The organism is Flagellimonas olearia, from assembly GCF_004150225.1.
Taxonomy (GTDB): domain Bacteria; phylum Bacteroidota; class Bacteroidia; order Flavobacteriales; family Flavobacteriaceae; genus Flagellimonas; species Flagellimonas olearia.
Map to the genome: position 1 here is coordinate 33,026 of NZ_ML142913.1, position 17,728 is coordinate 50,753.

The window sequence follows — 17,728 nt, forward strand, 5'->3', positions numbered from 1 at the left end:
GTTACAAATTTTTCAGCGCCTGTTTAATAGTGTTCTCAACGCTAAGTGAAGGATCTTCGGAAAGCACCTTGTCCACAACCTTTTCAGATTGTCTTCTGGTAAAACCAAGAACCTCTAAAGCAGATAACGCTTCTTCTTTACTTGTATTGTTTGATGGAAGGGAAACTTCGCCCATATCGTAGACTTTCAAAATCTTGTCCTTCAAGTCCAATATCACCCTTTGGGCCGTCTTGGCCCCAATTCCCTTAACCGCCTGTATGGAAGCCACCTCGCCATTGGCAATGGCATCCCTCACTTCAGCGGGTGACAAAGAGGATAGCATGGTCCTTGCAATACTGGAACCCACGCCGGAAACGGAAATCAACAATCTAAAAATCTCACGCTCCGATCGCTCCACAAAACCAAACAGCGTATGGGAATCTTCCTTGATCAAAAGGTGGGTATACAATTGTATGTTCTCCTCGTCCTTCAACAAGGAAAATGTATGCAGGGAAATGTTCAAAAAATAGCCTACCCCATTGCATTCCACAATAACATAGGTTGGATTCTTCTCTACCAGTTTTCCTCTTAAATGGGTAATCATATTCGGTGCGTTGGTTTATTCATTTTTTTGATTGTGGAAACTACTCCGCTCCGCTTCTGGTCTTTCTGCGTTTTTCTCGCTCCTGGGCATCAATTACGGCCACGGCGGTCATGTTCACCATTTCATCCACACTGGCCCCCAATTGCAGAATGTGTGCGGCCCGGGTCAGTCCTACCATAATAGGCCCAATGGAATCCGCTTTGTTGAGGCCCTTGAGAAGTTTATAGGTGATATTGGCCGATTCCAAATTGGGAAAAATGAGCGTATTCACCTTCTTTCCGGACAACTTGGAGAACGGAAAGTTATTGTTGCACAGTTCTTGGCTCAAGGCAAAGTCGGTCTGGATTTCTCCGTCCACAACCAAATCAGGGTTTTTTTCATGCAAAATCCGAACCGCTTCCTTCACTTTTTGGGCATTGGGATGGATGGATGAGCCAAAGTTGGCATAGGAAAGCATGGCCACAACCGGATTAAAACCAAAGGTACTGGCCACATTGGCCGTCATTTGGGCAATCTCTGCCAATTCCTCTGCATTGGGATCTATATTGATGGAGGTATCCGCCAAAAAGAGGGGTCCTCTTTCGGTAATCATAATATTGACCGTGGAAGCGTTTTTCACGCCCTTGGCCCTTCCCAAGACTTCAAAAACAGGACGAAGCACTTTGGGATATGACCTGGAATATCCGGAAATCATCCCATCCGCATCCCCTTCAAGAAGCATCATGGCCCCAAAATAGTTTCGCTTGCCCATGTTCACCCGGGCACTATACTGGGTTTCCCCTTTGCGTTTTCTGGATTCCCATAATCTAAGGGCATATTTGGTCCGCAGTTCCTTGACCTCATCGGAACGAGGGTCAATAATGGTCACTTCGGCATCAAAATCGAGTTCCTTTTTTAGACTTTCTATGGTTGGCTTGTGCCCCAAAAGTATCGGTTCCGCGATACCTTCCTCATAGACTATCTGGGCTGCTTTCATCACATCCAACAGTTCAGCTTCGGCAAAAACAATACGCTTTGGATTTACCTTGGCCCTGTTGTGCAGTAAACGGACCACCTTATTGTCGTTGCCCGATCTTTGATAAAGCTCCTCCTCATACTTGTCCCAATCCTGAATGGGCGCTTTGGCCACCCCACTTTCCATAGCGGCCTTGGCTACGGCCAACGGAATGGTGGTGATCAACCTGGGATCAAAAGGTTTTGGGATGATGTATTCTTTTCCGAAGGCCAAACGTGTAGCATCATACGCAATGTTCACTTGCTCGGGAACAGGTTCACGGGTAAGATCGGCCAAAGCCCTAACCGCCGCCATTTTCATTTCCTCATTGATCTTGGTGGCCCGTACATCCAATGCTCCCCTAAAAATAAAAGGGAATCCAAGTACATTGTTCACTTGGTTGGGATGATCGGAACGTCCGGTGGCCATGATGACATCCTTTCGGGTCTTACAAGCCAGATCGTAGGCAATCTCTGGATTTGGATTGGCCATGGCAAAGACAATGGGGTCGTCTGCCATAGACTTGAGCATTTTTGGGGTCACAATATTGGCTATGGACAGACCGATAAACACATCCGCGTCTTTCATAGCCTCTTCTAATGTGTCAATTTTTCTATCTGTGGCAAATTCCTTCTTCTCCTCACTTAAATTTTCCCTGTCACTTCGGATAACTCCCTTACTATCCAGCATGACAATATTCTTGCCATTGGCTCCGAAAGCTTTGTAAAGTTTTGTGCAGGAAACTGCGGCAGCACCGGCACCACTGACCACAATTTTTACCTCATCGATTTTTTTATTGGTCAACTCAATGGCATTCAGCAAGGCTGCAGCAGAAATTATGGCCGTTCCATGTTGGTCATCGTGCATTACCGGGATGTCCAATTCCTCTTTAAGGCGTCTTTCTATTTCAAATGCCTCGGGCGCTTTGATGTCTTCCAGATTGATTCCACCAAAGGTGGGTGCGATGGTCTTTACGGTTTCAATGAATTTATCCACATCCTCCGTATCCAATTCAATATCGATGCCATCAATATCCGCAAAAATTTTAAAAAGAAGGCTTTTCCCCTCCATCACGGGTTTTGAGGCTTCCGGGCCAATATTGCCTAGACCCAAAACGGCCGTTCCATTGGAAATTACGGCCACAATATTTCCTTTGGCCGTGTACTTGTAGACATCGTCCTTGTTCTTTTCTATTTCCAAACAGGGTTCCGCCACTCCGGGAGAGTAGGCCAAGGCCAAATCTCGCTGGGTGGAATAGGGTTTGGTAGGGACTATTTTTATCTTTCCGGGTTGGGGTTTCGCATGATACAACAATGCTTCCCGTCGTTGTTTTTCCTTGCTCATATCGTGAAAAATGAATGGGGTAAAGTTAGGGGATTCCTTGGTTTTGGAAAGTCCCTATCCACCTATTTTGATAATATCCATGAAACACCCTTTAAATGGGCTCCTCATCAAAAGCAGAAACTCAGGGGATTTCAATATCCAATTCAGAATCTTGCTTGCTTTTTGGAATGTTGAGTCGCATGGCCAATAGTGAGGCCAGCACAAAACATCCGCCTGCAAACAACATGGCATTGACAGAGTTTGCACCGAGAATATTTTTAAAGATAGGACCGAAGGTCAAGGTTTGGATACCCATGGGGATTACAATCATCATATTCAATATCCCCATATAGACCCCTCTGCGTTCTTGGGGAACAATTTTGGACACCATACTGTAGGGAATCCCCATCATGGCCGCCCAACCTATCCCGAAAAAGACCATAGGGAACAAGACATATACCGGGTCCGAAATATTGGGAATGGCAAACAAAGCAACAGCCGTCCCCAAAAGGCTGAGTGCATATATCTTTTTCCCTCCAAATCGCATGGTCAATGGCACCAAAACCAAGGCCACCACAGCAGTAACAATATTGTATGTAGTGCTCATTTTAGCGGCTTGAGCCGCAGCTTCTGAGGTATCATACCCTAAAGTAGCCCTGAAAAGTGGCGTAATGAACTGCCAATAGACAAAAAGGGCATACCACTGAAAAAGATACACCGCAGACAATCGCCACATGAACTGGGGCATTTCCTTTACTGCATGGGAAATCTCTACAAACGGGGTTTTAAACCGTTCCATAAAAGGCAAAGACTTGTGCCTGTTGATTTCTGCCAGTTCTTCATCCGAAGGTGGTATCTCCGGGGTCTTTAAAACCGACCATAATATGGTGACAATGGATAAAAACGAGCCTATAAAGAAGGAATAATACAACCATTTGGGAACCGTTCCCTCAATTTCTTGGCCGCCCCCAAACCAATCTTGAAACAGAAAGATGGATGCATTGGCCAAAAGAATACCTGCTCCCACAAACAAACTTTGCATTTGGTAACCAATACTCAATTGGGCATCGGGTAATTTATCCCCCACGAAAGCCCGATAGGGTTCCATGGCCATATTGTTGCCCACATCCAAAATCCACAGGAGTCCCACGGCAAACCACAAAGCAGGGCTCAATGGAAAAGCAAACAGACACAGACTGCCCAATACTGCCCCTATCAAGAAAAAGGGTTTTCTCCTCCCCCATCTAGGTGACCATGTTTTATCTGATATTGCCCCAATTATGGGTTGGATTATCAATCCGGTTATGGGACCGGCAATGTTTAAAATGGGGAGAATCTCTTCTTTGGCACCCAAAAAAAGAAAAATGGGATTAATAGCGCTCTGTTGAAGTCCAAAACTGTATTGGATACCCAAAAAGCCCACATTCATATTGAATATCTGCCAAAAACTCAACCGGGGTTTTATAATCTTCATCGTATGTGTTGTTTGGTTAGCAAAACTGGAGTTGAAAAACTCAAGGATTTACATTATAACAAAAACACCGCTTAAATTTTGAGAATACATCAATGTAAATCCAATTCAATATAGTCTTTTTAATGATTTCATTAAAAAAACTTAACTGCTAATTGACATTACGGCAAACGAAAACGTTGTAGTGAATCCTAAGATTTCAAAAAAGTGATATTTCGCTGCAGTCCTCCATACTTGGTTCGCTTGACCGCAGATTTCTTGAAGACTTTTCTAAATACCTCCTCGGTAATTTCCTCCCAATCTTTCTTGGTCATGGAAAGCAATTGAGGATTGGGGTCAAAGAGGGGTTCACTATGCGGTTTTGAAAACCGGTTCCACGGACAAACATCCTGGCAAACATCGCAGCCAAACATCCAATCATCCAACTTCCCCTTGAACCCAGTGGGAATTTCATTCTTGAGCTCTATGGTAAAATAGGAAATGCATTTGCTGCCATCCACCACGTAGGGTTCCACAATGGCTTCGGTTGGACAGGCATCGATACATGCCGTGCACGTACCACAATGATCTGTAGTTGGCGCATCGTATTCCAAATCCAAATCCACAATAAGCTCTGCAATAAAATAAAACGACCCTACCTGTTGGGTAAGCAGGTTGCTGTGCTTGCCTATCCAACCCAGACCACTGCGTGCAGCCCATGCCTTGTCCAAAACCGGGGCGGAATCCACAAAGGCCCTTCCATGGACCTCCCCTATTTCATCTTGGATAAAATGCAAGAGACTTTTGAGTTTGTCCTTTATCACAAAGTGATAATCGGTACCATAGGCATACTTGGAGATTTTATATGAATCTTGGTTCTGCTCTTGGGATGGGAAATAATTCAATAGTAGCGAAATCACCGATTTTGAACCCTCCACCAATTTGGTTGGATCCAAACGCTTGTCAAAATGGTTCTCCATGTACTGCATCTCACCATGCATGTTGTTTTTGAGCCATTTTTCCAAACGCGGGGCCTCTTCTTCCAAAAATTGCGCTTTGGAAATGCCACAAGACAAAAAACCGAGGCGCTTGGCTTCGGTTTTTATCATTTGGGTTCTTTTGGTGGCATTCATGCCATAAAGTTAATCCATAAAATTGCAATTGAATGCATTTTGGTCATTGCGCTTCTTTAATGTAGCCCCAACCTTCTTTTTGTCTCATGACGATTTCATAAATTCCATCGGGCACCGACCCCACTCCCGGGATCAGGTCGTTCATGGACATTTCATGTCGTTTCATGGTCTGTTGGCAGATCACAATGGACACATTATCCTTTTTGACCATTTCCGTTAAGGTTTCTCCTGCTACCGAAGATTTATTATCCACCATAGAATAGGCTCCGCTGTAGATTACCATTTCAAATTCCGAATCTGGGTACGCCTCGGCCATCAATCGCAAATGTTTGGCCGCTGTACGGTGCACATCAGGATTGCTACTGGTTACATCAAAAACTACTTTGATGGGTTCATTCTGGGCCATGACAACACCAGAAACAAATAACAAGATCAATACGATTGCTTTTTTCATTGCATTCAATTTTATTCTCCGGCAAAAATGTATCCACAACCTTCTTCCTGCGCCCTACCCAATGCCCAAACACCGGATGGCACAATCTGGATGCCCGGCAAAACGGCAGCTTTCCACTCTTCGTATACCTCATTGGGATCTTTACCCATCTGTTGTGCAATAGCTCCACTGTACACATTGAGTGCCAAGTTACAGACGCAGAACATGGCCCCGCGACCCAGCATATCTTTAACGCCTTGAATCATGGGAAGGGGAAAATCTCCTTCCTGTGGTTCGTAAAACGGATTGCGGTCATAGGGGGTCCCATCCGCTTTTTTCACATGGAACATCTCCCCCAGTGGGTATTTTGTCCAGAGGTCATCCTGTAATGCCAAGGGAATGGCATCGTGCCTGAAAACGGTCATGGCCGTAATCTGGTCGTCAGCCGAACCCATTTCGTTATTGGACAAATAATAGGCCCAGTTCCAAATAACGGGAAACCCCTTATGCGGATATGAACCATCATAGACCACACGATGATTGCCCTTAATGGTTTTGATCCAATCTTCTGCCCCCTTCATTTCTGAAGTGGTAAATTCTGGCGCTCCGCCAAAAATTGGGTTGGTAAAAGCGGATAATGTGGAAGCCGTGGCCCCCAACATCATGGCGCCCATAAAATTTCGTCGCGATGTTGTTTGTGTTGTTTTCATTGTAATGTGTGTTTATTTAGATTTATTGATTTGATGGTTGTCTTTGTAATACGCCATGATGGGTTGAAATGGACCAAGCTGATGTTGTTCTTGCGTAAAAGGATCTACGTACGGGCCATAGGGGGTAGAAACGGGCTTTTTCACCAAATCCGGAAAGTCGACTTCCCGATTGGGTTTGGTCGGTCTTAACTTTTGATTGATGTACCCTGCAACATCATAGGCTTCTTCATCGGTAAGTAAAGGTTTGTCATAGGTGGTTCCATAAGGCATGTTCCCCTTGATGAATTGGGCAGCGGTAATTACCCTCGTCATACCTGCCCCATTATTATAAGAATCATTCCCCCAAAGTGGTGGATAGAGGTAAAGGCCATTGTCTTCCATGGTTTGTCCCTGACCATCCCGGGCATGACACTCCACACAAACCTTCTCAAAAACTGCTTGTCCATGCGCTAGATCCACAGCACGGTTTGGAATCTGAATTTTTAAAAATCCTTGTCCTTCAATTTTTCCATTATCGGGAGCTGCGCGGCCCAACCATTCCATGTAAGCAATGAGCGCCTTCATTTCCCTTGTACTCTCTGGCATCACTTTGCCATTCATACTGCGCTCCATGCAGCCATTGATTCGCTCTTCTATGGTGCCCATTTTATCTTCACGACCTCGATATTGCGGAAATCTTTTGATGACACCGATCAGGGGAGCACCATAAGGCTTGGTTCCTCCATTTAAATGACAACTGGCACAGGCCAAATTGTTACCTGCATAGATTTGGGAGGAATCCTTCTGTTTGGGACCAATATGCAATGGTGTATTTCTAAAAACCTCAAACCCGTGTTTGATCAGTTCATTTTTCTTGGAGAAGGATAGGTTATAGACATTATAGTCCATGTAGTAGACCTCGTCTGGAAAGGAAGTAAATGTGGATTTTTTGGCACCAAAACCAATCAGAATCACCCCAAACGCCATAATGATCATGAGGGCACTACAAATACCTATCTTGGCACACAACCCCCTTATTTGCTTGGATAAGGATTGGGAGTCCGTTGCAGTGGAAGTCCGTGTATTTCCTTGACTAGCTTCCATAATACCATCACGACCGATTAAAATCTATCTGAGAACCTAATTCGTAAATGGTAGATCTGGAATAGCTACATCATATCAAACCATAGATTTGCCTTAAGCACTTTATAGGAAAAACACCACATAAAGCATTGCAAACCAAAGCATTGTATTAATTTACAAAAAAATGTTAAAATCAATGAAGTTGAAGGCAAGTATTTTGCCGAGCAAGAAGTCGTACAACTACTAAAATAAGCCTGGTTGGGTCCCACCCTTGATTCTTCCCAAATGCTTATAAGCCAGTTCGGTGACCTCGCGACCTCTTGGGGTCCGCATAATGAAACCTTGTTGGATAAGGAAAGGCTCGTATACTTCCTCAATGGTTTCGGCGCTTTCGGAAACCGCCGTGGCCAAGGTGGTGATTCCAACAGGCCCTCCCTTGAATTTATCAATGATGGTACTTAAAATCTTATTGTCCATTTCATCCAAACCATGTGCATCTACATTCAAGGCTTTGAGGCTAAATTGGGAGATTCCCAAATCGATGTTGCCATCCCCCTTGATCTGGGCAAAATCCCGCACCCTTCTCAAAAGGGCATTGCAAATCCTGGGGGTCCCCCTACTCCGTCCTGCAATTTCTATGGCCGCTTCTTGGGTGATGGGTACTTTTAAGATTTCCGCGCTTCGTTCCACAATAGTGGAAAGCAGTTCCGTGTTGTAGTACTCCAATCGACTCTGGATACCAAACCTTGCCCGCATAGGTGCCGTGAGCAATCCAGATCGTGTGGTGGCCCCTATCAGGGTAAAGGGACTCAAATTAATTTGAACCGTCCTTGCATTGGGACCGGTCTCGATCATGATGTCAATTTTATAATCCTCCATGGCCGAGTAGAGATATTCCTCCACAATGGGACTCAAACGATGGATCTCATCAATGAAGAGAACGTCCCTTTCCTCCAAATTGGTCAACAATCCCGCCAAATCGCCGGGTTTGTCCAGTACCGGACCAGAAGTCACCTTGATCCCCACACCAAGTTCATTGGCCAGAATATGGGCCAAAGTGGTCTTTCCCAGTCCCGGAGGGCCATGAAAAAGGGTGTGGTCCAAGGCTTCATTCCTAAGGTTGGCCGCTTGTACAAAAACCTTAAGGTTTTCCAATACTTGGGCCTGTCCCGTAAAATCGTCGAAAGTAATAGGGCGTAACGCTCTTTCTATATCGAGCTCCTCTTGGGAAAAATTATGGGCCGTTGGATCTAAATTTTCATTCATGGCTTAACAAATATAGTTGAAAAGCCCATGAGGCTGAAAGCAATTCATCCAAAATGATGACAGGCACACATCTTAAAAAACTAAACCTTACCTTAGATACATTGAAAACAAAATGACCCCATCGTAACCCAAAATTCAATGGTAACTACAGATTATTCCTTGGGAATCCTACAATACATCCCTTTTTTCTATGTGATTTGGTCGGACGACCTACTTTCCGCTTCCGAGATTTCAGTGGTTGAAAACACGGTTCAAGCTGACAACTCCCTTGACCCAGATGAAAAGAAACAATTAAAACTCTGGCTCAACAAAGAAAATCCGCCTGCTGACGAAGAAATCAAAACTTGGAGACAAACCATTGCCAACTCTGGGGTGAAACTGGTGGAAAGTGACACCTACCCCTTGGCATCCTTGAGTCAACGATTGGCTAGTTTACGATGTGATGAATGTGACTTCAACGAGCATTTAAAACATATTGAAATCAATTTGGGCATACAGCCCAATCACTACAACCACTTGTTCGATGTTGAGGTGGTCCATGAAAAGACTTCCGACCTGTACGATGCAACCATTTTGGATGGAATCCTGAAAGGCGAGCATGCCCCAGTAGTTGATGAATTTCGCCAGTTCTTGGCGCAACCCACTTTCCAATGGGATATCCGCCGAAACAAAGAGGATTTCAGAACAAGAATATTGGAGCAGGTACAACTTTTGGGTAAAAAGGGGTACGGTGCCATGGCGTATCCTTCTACATATGGGGGCACGGACAACATGCCCGCCTATGCCGCCATATTTGAGCATTTGATGTTCGTAGACGGAAGCCTTGCGGTAAAATTTGGGGTACAGTTTGGACTTTTTGGGGGAAGTATCCAAAAATTGGGCACTAAAAAGCATCATGACCAATATCTCTCCGATGCCGGAAAAACCAATTTGTTGGGCTGTTTTGCCATGACCGAGACGGGGCACGGCTCCAATGTAAGGGGCATTAGGACCACTGCCACATATGATCCAACCACGGATTCCATCATCATCCACACCCCGGGTAAGAATGACAACAAAGAATATATTGGTAATGCATTGCATTCCACAATAGCCACTGTTTTTGCCCAACTCATCGTCAATGGAAAAAATGAAGGGGTGCACGCCATCTTGGTCCCCCTCAGAAATGAAAGGCACGAACTGCTTGAAGGTGTCACCATAGAGGACAATGGCTATAAACTTGGGCTAAATGGCGTGGACAATGGAAAGATTTGGTTCAACAGTGTAAGTGTACCACGGAAAAATCTTTTGGACAAGTATGGAGAGATTACCAAAGAAGGAAGCTATTCCTCATCCATAAAAAATCCGAACAAGCGTTTTTTTACCATGTTGGGCACCTTGGTAGGTGGACGTATCTGTGTGGCCCGAGGTGCTTTGGGAGGCGCCAAGATGGCCCTGACCATAGCCGTGAAGCATGCGTTGAACCGCAGACAATTCAATGACAGTATCAAAATCCAAGAAGATCTGATCATGGATTATCCCACGCATCAGATACGATTGACCCCAGCCATAGCCAGTGCTTATGTTTACCATGTGGTGCTGGAGGAAATGATGAAACGCTACAGTGACAACTCCCAACCGGACAAGCGGCAAATTGAAACCCAAGTGGCCGGACTTAAATCTGTGATCACCTGGTTTGCCAATGATACCATCCAAGAATGTAGGGAAGCTTGTGGCGGAAAGGGTTATTTACTGGAAAACCGAATTGCCGACCTCAAAGGGGATGTGGATATCTTTACCACATTCGAAGGCGACAACACTGTGCTCCTACAACTGGCAGCAAAAGGTATTCTTTCCGATTTTAAGGCGGAATTCAACAGTGCTGGATTCACATCGGTGTTGAAATTGCTGCAAAGCCAGCTTTCTGACAAATTAACGGCCATCAATCCTCTGTATTCCAATAAGGTGGATGCGGAGCACTTGTACAACCCAAAATTCCACAAGCATGCCTTTAACTACCGTACCCGAAGATTGACCTATACCTTGGCCATGCGAATTCGTGGTTACATCAAAAAAGGAGTGCCTTCCTATCAGGCTTTCTTGAAGGTACAGACCCATTTGTTGGCCTTGGGCAAGGCCTATAGTACCGAATTGGCCTACTCGGTTTTTTCTGAATTCTGCACTACGATAGAAGATGAAACCTATCGAGAACTCTTGGAAAAGGTAGGTACGCTGCATGCGTTGCAACAGATACATTTGGATGCCCGATGGTATTTGGAACAGGGCTATCTCGGCAGTACAAAATCCAAGGCGATACGTCAGAGAGTGGAACGTTTATCCACCGAACTACGACCCCATATTGAGGTTTTGGTGGACAGTTTTGGCATTCCAGAGCATTGTCTTACCGCTCCCATCTCGCAGTAACCTCATTCTTGTTTTTTGATAAGTTGGGAAGTATCCAAAAATTCAAGAATAGTGACTTTTGGGGTACCGTAGAGGTATATCCTTGAATCTCCCTTGGCGCTGAGTTCAAATTCGCTGTGGGCATAGATGCGGGCGCTTGTATTGCTTTCCAGTTCCATTTTAACGGTCCCAACCTCCATGGTCTCCCCTTTGTATTTCGCATTTCCCATTAAACGTCCTTGGACTCTATTGGAGGCCCCCTCGAGGGTTAGGGAGGTGTTGTCTTCCAAATCCACCAAGCTGACTTCGTTCACGGCATAGATGTATGCATCGGATTTATGTCCCATGCTGATATTCAAACTATCCACATCCACATTAAAATCCCCATGGCTGGTATCTTCCAGATTAATGTCCATAACACCGGCCCTAGCCTTGATATCGAGTTTGGTATTGTTGAATCCGTCTACAAACAACTCATCACTTTCAATGATATCCTGGGAAACCATACTGCCGTCTTTAAGGGTAATTGCCTTTAAATCCACATAGTTGACGATGATATCGAACTGTTTCCTTGCGGTAACATCATAATAGGAACTAATGAGCAAGGTACCGTCCTGCACCTCAAACTTTAGAATGTCTATTAAATTATCGTCCGCCATGACCTCATAACCAGAGCCAAAAGATTTTTTAAGGACGATATCCAAATTATCATTCAATACTATGGCATTGAATGGGGGAAGTTCTTCATTGACCTGGGTAACAATACGGCTTCCCTTTATTCGGGGTTTGCGTTGGGCCAAGATCAAAATGGGAAAAACCAACAGGATAAGGACAAGTACTTTTTTCACTGTGCTTCTTTTTGGGGTTCCGTTCTTTAAAGATATTATAATTGTTGCTAACTCTTGTGGATCAATGTGCTACAATCAAAAAAGCCCATCCGAATTGGATGGGCTTTTTTGATATATTTTCACCTTAGTGGTTGAGTTCTTCCTCATTTTCCTGAAGCGGTACGTTCTGCGGAACAAAATCCTGTCCAGCTATGATGTACTCCCCATTTTCGTAGGTCTTACTGTAATCGTAGGCCCAACGGGTCACATGTGGAATGGCACCCGGCCAGTTTCCATGGATGTGCTCTTGAGGTGTGGTCCATTCCAACGTATTGGCTTTCCATGGGTTTTGTGGACCCTTCTTACCGTAGAATATACTAACGATGAAGTTATAGGCAAATACCAATTGTACACTTGCAGTGATGATGGCAAATACGGTCATCAATACTTGGATATTGGTCAAGTCGTCAAACATTGGGAACGCAGTGTTCTGGTAGTAACGTCTTGGTACCCCTGCCATTCCCACAAAGTGCATGGGAAAGAAGATTCCATAAGAACCTATCGCCGTTACCCAAAAATGGACATATCCCAAATTCTTGTTCATCATACGTCCTTGGAACATCTTAGGGAACCAGTGGTATACCCCAGCAAACAATCCATATAGTGCAGATATACCCATTACCAAGTGGAAGTGAGCCACTACAAAGTAAGTATCGTGAACGTTGATATCCAACGTACTGTCACCCAAAATAATCCCTGTTAAACCTCCAGTGATGAAGGTAGATACCATTCCTATGGAGAACAGCATCCCTGGGTTCAATTGCAGGTTTCCTTTCCACAGTGTAGTTATCCAGTTAAAGGCCTTAACCGCCGATGGAATCGCAATCAAAAGCGTAGTAAATGTAAATACAGAGCCCAAGAATGGGTTCATTCCCGAGATGAACATATGGTGTCCCCATACAATCGTAGAAAGGAACGCAATAGCCAAAATGGAGGCAATCATGGCACGGTATCCAAAAATAGGTTTACGTGCGTTAACCGCCATTACTTCGGAAACAATTCCCATCGCTGGCAAAATAACAATATATACTTCCGGGTGACCCAAGAACCAGAACAAGTGCTCGTACAATACAGGCGAACCTCCTTGGTAATGCAATACCTCACCTTGAATGAAGATATCGGATAGGAAGAACGACGTTCCAAAGCTACGGTCCATGATCAACAACAAGGCTGCTGAAAGAAGTACCGGGAATGAAATCACCCCGATAACGGCTGTCACAAAGAACGCCCAGATGGTCAATGGTAAACGTGTCATTGACATTCCTTTGGTCCTAAGGTTAAGAACGGTTACAATATAGTTCAATGAACCCAACAATGAGGAAGCAATGAATATGGCCATGGAAACCAACCATAGGGTCATACCCATACCGGAACCAGGTTGCGCCATAGGCAAAGCACTCAATGGAGGATAGATGGTCCAACCAGCTGCTGCAGGCCCAGCTTCAACGAACAAGGAGAGTACCATGATCAAAGAAGAAAGGAAGAACAACCAGTACGAAACCATATTCAAGAAACCGGAAGCCATATCCCTTGCACCAATCTGCAATGGAATCAATAGGTTACTAAAGGTACCGCTCAATCCAGCGGTAAGTACAAAGAATACCATGATGGTACCGTGAATGGTTACCAATGCCAAATAAATATCGGCATCCATGACCCCATCGGGCGCCCATTTTCCAAGTAGGGCCTCAAAGATTGGGAAAGATTCCCCTGGCCATGCCAATTGCATTCTAAACAACAAGGACATTGCAATACCGATGAATCCCATGATAAGACCCGTAATCAGGTACTGCTTGGAAATCATCTTATGGTCTTGACTAAAGATGTACTTGGTGATAAAGGTCTCTTTATGATGATGCCCGTGATCTTCGTGTCCGTGTTCGTCGTGTCCGGTAGCTGACATAATCTTCTTAAGTTTTGTTATGGTTTCTTTCCTAGCCTAAATTATTCTGCGGGTGCTACGGTTTGTTTGAACGTAGCCTGTTCCGCCATCCATTTGTTGAACTCCTCTTCGGTCTCCACTATAATCTTCATTTGCATGTTATAGTGCGACTTTCCACAAATTTTATTGCAGAGCAATACATAATCGAACTCCCATGGATCGGAATTCGGTCTTCCTTCTGCTGCCCATTCTGCCCTAATGGCATTGGTACGTTTTACTTTTTCCACTACATCTGGGTTCAAACGCATTTCTTCCGTGGTCACGGTTGGTGTGAACGAGAATTGTGTGATCATTCCGGGCACACAGTTCATCTGAGCCCTAAAGTGTGGCATATATGCTGAGTGAAGCACATCTTGGGAACGCATCTTAAAGTTCACCTTTCTGCCTACGGGCAAGTGCAATTCCTTTACAATAACATCATCTTCCCCATTGGGATCTGCTTCATCCAAGCCCAATATGTTGGCCTTATCAATATCAATCAAGCGTACATTGGCATCTCCCAAAACATTATCCTCCCCACCATAACGGGCGGTCCAGTTAAACTGTTGGGCATAAAGTTCAACAATCAATGGGTCATCCTCATCGTTGACATCCATGATGTTGGTCCAAGTATACAATCCCCAAAGGATCAATCCGGCCAAAACCACTACTGGGATGATGGTCCAGATGAACTCCAAACGGTCATTGTCTGCAAAAAACAATGCCTTTTTTCCTTCTTCCCCACGGTACTTGTACCCAAAATAGTGCAACAAGGCCTGTGTGATAAACTGAACAAAGAAAATGATCGCAAAGGACACCCACATCAATTGGTCGTATTCCCCTCCATGGGCAGATGATGCCTCTGGCAACAACACTTTGGTATATTTTGCAAAACAAAATATGGTGATCCCATAGATGAATATCAGGAATGCAAACAACAGATATCCGTTGTTTTTGTTATCGGTATCGTTTGCTATCTCGGTCTTCTCTGTTTTAAGTTGGGACAATTCAAAAATCTTGGTCATTTGCCATATCGCAATCGCCACCAGTGCTAAAACAGTCAATGTTAATAATGCAGTCATTGTATACTTATCTAAGACTTAAATCGTATTAATAATGAAAATGTCTACTTTCCTCAATAAATGGATTGCGCTTGGGCTGCAACGGAGCTTTGGTCAAGGTATTGAACACCCAGTACACAAATAGCCCTCCAAAGAACAATATACCTCCTATTTCGGGCAACCCGATATACCATTGGTCTCCTACCGTTGCCGGCATCACCATATTGAAGATATCCAAATAGTGTCCTGCCAAAACCACGATACCTGCCATGATCACAAACCAGTTGACCCGTTTGTAGTCGCTGTTCATCAACACCAACAATGGGAACACAAAGTTCATCACCAACATGGCGAAGAACGGCAATTTGAAATCTTGGAAACGTGCTACGTAATAAGTAACCTCCTCAGGAATGTTAGCATACCAAATCAACATGAACTGGGCAAACCATAGGTATGTCCAAAAAATACTGATACCGAACATAAACTTGGCCAAATCGTGGATGTGGCTATTGTTCACCTGCTCCAAATATCCTTTTGATTTTAGGTAAATGGTCACCATGGCAATCACAGTGATCCCAGAAACAAACATACTGGCAAATACATACCATCCAAAAAGGGTGCTGAACCAGTGTGGGTCCAAACTCATGATCCAATCCCATGACATCATGGATTCAGTAACCAGATAGAATACCAAGAATCCGGCAGACCATCTAAAGTTCTTTATAAAGTTGCTATCGTCATCAGACTCGTCTTGAGCCAAAGAAAGCTTTCTGGAATACTCACGGTAAAAAATCCATCCGCCCAAGAATATAGCGGCCCTTACCAAGAAGAAGGTTGGGTTCAAATATCCTGCTTTTCCTTGTAGCAATTCATCGTGTGCCACAACATCGGCATCCATCCACACGAACATATGGTTCATGTGCATTACAGAGAGTAACAAAATCACAAAAACAATGATTCCACCAGGAACCAAATAACCCGTGATTCCCTCCATTACTCTAAACAATAAAGGCGACCAACCTGCCTGTGCGGCACGTTGTATGGCGTAGAAGGCCAATACCCCCAAAGCGATCATAAAGAAAAAGAAAGCAGCTACATACAGTGCGGCCCATGGCTTGTTCTGTAATTGGTGCAATAAATGCTCATCATGTGAGGCATCATGTCCTTCATCATGCGAAGCTTCTGTACCGTGTGCGGCACTTTCCCCGTGGCCTTGATCACCTCCATGGCTCACAGCCTCTTGTCCGTGACCACCTCCGTGACCATCATCATGGGCAGCCACAATGGCCTTTGCCTCTTCCACTGTTGATGGAGCCGATAGAAAACCAATGGCCAAGAAAATAACTCCAAGCCCCATGGCAATGAAAGATCCTATTTTAAGTCTGTTTGAAAAGGTGTACATAGTTTACTCTTATCCAATTATTTTGTTAGGTCCCCCTTTAACTTCATCACGTATTCCGACACCTGCCACATCTCTTTTTCGTTGGCGAACTGAGATGCATAGGAGCCCATGGAATTCAAACCATAGTAAATGGTATGGTACGTAGTACCCACGGTAATGTTTCTTGCTGCATCACTGTAGCTGGGAACACCCAATATTTTTTCACGTTTTACCAAGTTTCCTTGTCCATCGCCTTTAGGTCCATGGCATACCGCACAATAAATAGCGTACAATTCCGCTCCGGCAGCCAAGTCTTCCTCCAAGTTCAAGGAATCCAAAGGACTTGTATTCAACCTTGCCAGTTCTTTTCCTTCAGGAGTATTTTCGAACTCATAGGGCATATATCCTCTGGAGATGGTTCCTTCAACAGGCAACATGGCTTCCGTTCCTTCGGGGAACAGTCCATTATCCACTCCTTGATAGGTTTCATATCCTACGCCTTCGTACATATTTGGCATAAATTGGTAGTTTGGTCTGTTTTTGTCAGCGCAAGCAGCAACAAACAACACCAAGGCCAATACAACACTTATTTTACCTAGTAGTTTCATAGTATTAAGACTCCTTTTCTGTAACTTTTATTTCCACCGCTCCTGTTTCCCACAACAAATCGGTCAACTCCTTTTCATTATCGTGTACTCCAATTTCCATTAAAAAATGGTCGTCTGTAGTACGTTTATCGGGATTTTCCGCTTTTTTGAAGGGCCACATTTTACTTCTTAGGTAAAACGTGATCACCATCAAGTGAGCCGCGAAGAAAACCGTCAACTCGAACATGATCGGAACAAAGGCGGGCATATTCTCCAGATAGCTAAAGCTGGGCTTTCCTCCAATATCCTGAGGCCAATCCTCGATCATGATGTAGTTCATCATCACAATGGCCACGGTAAGTCCCAAACAGCCATACATGAAGGAAGTGATTGCAATTCGCGTATCCGCCAATCCCATGGCCTTGTCCAAACCGTGAACTGGAAAAGGGGTATATACTTCCTCTATATGATGGTGCTCTGCCCTCACTTTCTTTACGGCATGCATCAACACATCGTCATCGTGGTAAAGTGCTTGTATAACTTTTGATGCCATAA

Annotated in this window: 15 protein-coding genes; 1 reads left to right on the top strand and 14 read right to left on the bottom strand. The window is 44.4% G+C overall.

From position 1 onward, the window contains the following. Window position 1: 1 nt before the first annotated feature. The 8 genes from ruvA to ruvB form a co-directional block, all read right to left on the bottom strand. Complete coding sequence (gene ruvA, locus DN53_RS14725; protein WP_129655444.1) at window positions 2-583, bottom strand: Holliday junction branch migration protein RuvA; 582 nt, start codon at window positions 581-583, stop codon at window positions 2-4. Window positions 584-623: 40 nt separating this feature from the next. Then, window positions 624-2,921: an NADP-dependent malic enzyme gene (locus tag DN53_RS14730; protein WP_129655446.1), complete on the bottom strand. Its 2,298-nt coding sequence runs from the start codon at window positions 2,919-2,921 to the stop codon at window positions 624-626. Window positions 2,922-3,042: 121 nt separating this feature from the next. Next, complete coding sequence (locus tag DN53_RS14735) at window positions 3,043-4,374, bottom strand: MFS transporter (protein WP_129655448.1); 1,332 nt, start codon at window positions 4,372-4,374, stop codon at window positions 3,043-3,045. 188 nt (window positions 4,375-4,562) lie between these two features. Then, complete coding sequence (gene queG, locus DN53_RS14740; protein ID WP_417935933.1) at window positions 4,563-5,459, bottom strand: tRNA epoxyqueuosine(34) reductase QueG; 897 nt, start codon at window positions 5,457-5,459, stop codon at window positions 4,563-4,565. A 67-nt stretch (window positions 5,460-5,526) separates the two neighbouring features. After that, complete coding sequence (locus tag DN53_RS14745) at window positions 5,527-5,937, bottom strand: DsrE family protein (protein ID WP_129655452.1); 411 nt, start codon at window positions 5,935-5,937, stop codon at window positions 5,527-5,529. 11 nt (window positions 5,938-5,948) lie between these two features. After that, window positions 5,949-6,626 carry a Tat (twin-arginine translocation) pathway signal sequence containing protein gene (locus tag DN53_RS14750; protein WP_129655454.1) on the bottom strand — a complete coding sequence of 226 codons (678 nt, stop codon included), beginning with the start codon at window positions 6,624-6,626 and terminating at the stop codon, window positions 5,949-5,951. A gap of 12 nt (window positions 6,627-6,638) precedes the next feature. Further along, window positions 6,639-7,709: a c-type cytochrome gene (locus tag DN53_RS14755; RefSeq protein ID WP_129655456.1), complete on the bottom strand. Its 1,071-nt coding sequence runs from the start codon at window positions 7,707-7,709 to the stop codon at window positions 6,639-6,641. 222 nt (window positions 7,710-7,931) lie between these two features. Further along, on the bottom strand, window positions 7,932-8,954 hold the full coding sequence (gene ruvB, locus DN53_RS14760; RefSeq protein WP_129655458.1) for a Holliday junction branch migration DNA helicase RuvB: 1,023 nt from the start codon (window positions 8,952-8,954) through the stop codon (window positions 7,932-7,934). 138 nt (window positions 8,955-9,092) lie between these two features. On the opposite strand from ruvB, the gene DN53_RS14765 reads away from it, so the two are divergent. Next, entirely contained in the window at window positions 9,093-11,357 is a 2,265-nt protein-coding gene (locus DN53_RS14765) for an acyl-CoA dehydrogenase family protein (protein WP_129655460.1), read from the top strand. A 2-nt stretch (window positions 11,358-11,359) separates the two neighbouring features. Here DN53_RS14765 and DN53_RS14770 read toward each other — a convergent pair whose 3' ends face one another. The 6 genes from DN53_RS14770 to DN53_RS14795 form a co-directional block, all read right to left on the bottom strand. After that, a complete protein-coding gene (locus DN53_RS14770; RefSeq protein ID WP_165357449.1) occupies window positions 11,360-12,184 on the bottom strand; it encodes a GIN domain-containing protein in 825 nt (274 codons plus the stop codon). Between the two features lie 124 nt (window positions 12,185-12,308). After that, entirely contained in the window at window positions 12,309-14,126 is a 1,818-nt protein-coding gene (locus DN53_RS14775; protein WP_129655464.1) for a cytochrome c oxidase subunit I, read from the bottom strand. A 41-nt stretch (window positions 14,127-14,167) separates the two neighbouring features. Then, window positions 14,168-15,226: a cytochrome c oxidase subunit II gene (locus DN53_RS14780; protein ID WP_129655466.1), complete on the bottom strand. Its 1,059-nt coding sequence runs from the start codon at window positions 15,224-15,226 to the stop codon at window positions 14,168-14,170. Window positions 15,227-15,254: 28 nt separating this feature from the next. Then, the gene (locus DN53_RS14785) at window positions 15,255-16,607 is read right to left on the bottom strand and encodes a quinol:cytochrome C oxidoreductase (protein WP_129655468.1); all 1,353 of its coding nucleotides are present in this window, start codon (window positions 16,605-16,607) and stop codon (window positions 15,255-15,257) included. 17 nt (window positions 16,608-16,624) lie between these two features. After that, window positions 16,625-17,194: a c-type cytochrome gene (locus tag DN53_RS14790; protein ID WP_129655470.1), complete on the bottom strand. Its 570-nt coding sequence runs from the start codon at window positions 17,192-17,194 to the stop codon at window positions 16,625-16,627. A gap of 4 nt (window positions 17,195-17,198) precedes the next feature. Beyond that, window positions 17,199-17,726, bottom strand: coding sequence for a DUF3341 domain-containing protein (locus DN53_RS14795; RefSeq protein WP_129655472.1), 528 nt, complete (start codon window positions 17,724-17,726; stop codon window positions 17,199-17,201). Window positions 17,727-17,728: the final 2 nt, after the last annotated feature.